The organism is Microbacterium sp. BF1 (genome assembly GCF_019279095.1).
Classification (GTDB): Bacteria; Actinomycetota; Actinomycetes; order Actinomycetales; family Microbacteriaceae; genus Microbacterium; species Microbacterium maritypicum.
On sequence record NZ_JAGYWT010000382.1, the window covers coordinates 1 to 2,431 of the forward strand.

The window sequence follows — 2,431 nt, forward strand, 5'->3', positions numbered from 1 at the left end:
TGCGGGAATCGCAGGTCGAGCCCACCGCCGTGGATGTCGAACTCGGGCCCGAGATAGCGCTTCGACATCGCGGAGCACTCGATGTGCCATCCCGGACGCCCGGCGCCCCACGGCGACGCCCAGGTGGGGTGATCTTCATCGTGCTGGCCATCACCCCGGGGCGGCTCTCGAAGCATGTCCTGGACGGGGGCGGACGGGCCGTGGTCGTGGACAACGGTGTGATCGCCAGCGCGCTGGCCCAGCACCTCGCAGAGGAGACCGGCCTCGCCCGCGACAGCATCACCGTCGGCGTCGGTCATCGCACCGTCGACGTGACCGTACGCCCCGGCATCGGCATCCCGCTCGACAAGGCCGACGTGGCCTCGGCTGCCGAGGCGGAGCTGCAGACCTACCGGCTGGCCCACCGGGTCCGCACCCGGGTGCGCATCGAGCGACCCGCCGAGAAGGAGGACGAACTGTGAACAACACCAATCGTGCGTTGAATCGCACCCTGCTCCTGATCATCGGGGTGCTGTTCCTCGGGCTCGGCGCCCTCGGCATCGCCATCATGAGCTGGCCGACGGCGTCGGACATCTGGGCCGCAGGTGGCAAGGACGTGAAGTCCTGGCTCGACCAGGCGATCGCCGCGACCGCGATCGCCGGTGGCGGCCTGTCATGGATCGGCATCGGCGCTGTCGTGGCGATCGTGGTCGTCATCGTCCTGCTGATCCTCGCGCTCACCAGCATCGCGGGTCGCCGCTCGAAGACCGTGCTCCGCTCGACGGGAGCGCAGAACCCTCTGGGCCGCGTGACCGTCAACGAATCGTTCGTCTCGGATGCGGTGAAGAACTCCCTCACCACTCGGGACGAGGTCCTCTCGGCGCAGGTCACGGCCAACGACGTGCGCCGCCGGCCGGTGCTGCACGTGTCGGTCACCCCGCGGCAGAACACCGATCCGCGCGAGCTCGTCGACCATGTCGACCGACTGCTCGCCAACCTCGCGGTCCTGACCGGCCGCGACACCGAGACGTTCGTCTCGGTCCACACGAGCCTTCGGGCCCGCCTCGCGCACGACCAGCGTCGACTCTCCTGAGCGCGCGGGTCGCCGCACCTCCGCGGGCGGGGGTGTCGTGCATGGCGAGGGCGCGGAACAGCGCATCCTCCGACAGAGCCACGGGGTTGCCCCGGTGGCTGTTGGTGAGCACGACGACACCGGTACCGGAATCGGCGTGCCACACCATGTTCAGGATGAACCCGGGAAGACCGCCGCTGTGGGTGACGATCCGGCCGCGGTGCAGGTCTTCACGCACGAAGAGGCCGAGCGCGTAGCCGCCCGTGACGAACTTCCAGGTGCCATCGGGTCGCGCCTGGAGGGAGGGGATGTCGACCTGATGGATGCGCTGCAGCTCGCGCCGTGAGGCCCTGCTGACGACCGCGTCGCCATCGTCCGCACTGGCCGTGGCTGGTCGGGTGGCCGCGGCGAGGAAGCGCACCCAGATGCTGAGGTCGGTGATCGTCGACTGCATGCCTCCGGCCGCGGCCATGGCGTCGGACACGGCCGGAGGGAACCCCGCCCATTCGCCCTCGGTGTTCAGCGAGTAGCCGACCGCCCGGAGAGCGCCGCCCTCCGGGGCGCGGTTGTCGAACCACGTGCTGTTCATCCCGAGCGGCCGCAGGATCTCGTCGGTGACCCAGTCCTCCACGCGCCGACCGACGGCCTTGCCCACCGCGAGCCCCGCCATCGTGAAGCCGATGTTCGAGTACTCGAAGGCGCTGCCGGGGTGGTTGCTGTAGTTGAAGCCCGGTCGGATCCGCTCGACGAGCTCCGCTTCGGTCAGGCCCAGGAACGGGTCGACCCACGAGTTGTCCTCGGTGAGACCGCCGCCCATGCTGAGCAGCTGCCGCAGGGTCGGGGCGACAGCCGGCTCATCGCCCACGGTGCCGTGCCACTGCGGATAGAAGTCGGTGATGGGGGCGTTCAGGTCGAGGAGTCCGCGGTCGCGGGCGAGCAGCGCGCCGAGCGCCACGAAGCTCTTGGTCATCGACGCGATCGGGAAGACCGTGTCGGCGTCGGGGGCGTTGCCCTGGTCGTCGGCGGTCCCGAACCCCCGGGTGTGCTCGAGGCCGTCGGCCCCGACGAGTCCGTACACGAGCCCCGGCGACTGGCCCGCCGCCGTGTACTGGCCGAAGAAGGCATCGAGCTGATCGACGAGCGGCACCACGAGGGTTTCGCTGGACATGGAGACTCCCTTGTTCTGGGGCGGCAGGAACGCCGGTTCTTCTCCAGCTTGTCGTGCCCGGCGCACGAAGTCATGTCCGCGGGAACCGAGTGTCGCGACCGGATGTGTGCGGATCTCGAGCGCGAAGGGAGGATGGGCCCGCGTAGGCCACATCGTCCTCGGCCTGCTGTACATCGCAGCCGGTGTCATCGCGTTCTTCAACCTGAACGCCG

General features: G+C 69.5%; 2 protein-coding genes and 2 pseudogenes. 2 read left to right on the plus strand and 2 right to left on the minus strand.

Translation table 11 applies throughout. The features are described 5' to 3' along the window. Nucleotides 1–122: pseudogene (locus KZA10_RS12450) on the minus strand (hypothetical protein); the annotation flags it as partial. A gap of 18 nt (nt 123–140) precedes the next feature. Between KZA10_RS12450 and KZA10_RS12455 the strand changes: the two are divergent. Further along, nucleotides 141–461 carry a hypothetical protein gene (locus KZA10_RS12455; RefSeq protein ID WP_308289664.1) on the plus strand — a complete coding sequence of 107 codons (321 nt, stop codon included), beginning with the start codon at nt 141–143 and terminating at the stop codon, nt 459–461. Further along, nucleotides 458–1,072: a hypothetical protein gene (locus KZA10_RS12460; RefSeq protein WP_218683028.1), complete on the plus strand. Its 615-nt coding sequence runs from the start codon at nt 458–460 to the stop codon at nt 1,070–1,072. The genes KZA10_RS12455 and KZA10_RS12460 overlap by 4 nt, the downstream gene beginning before the upstream one ends. 79 nt (nt 1,073–1,151) lie before the next feature. On the opposite strand, the pseudogene KZA10_RS18145 reads toward KZA10_RS12460, so the two are convergent. Continuing rightward, nucleotides 1,152–2,408: pseudogene (locus tag KZA10_RS18145) on the minus strand (serine hydrolase domain-containing protein); the annotation flags it as partial. Nucleotides 2,409–2,431 lie beyond the last annotated feature (23 nt).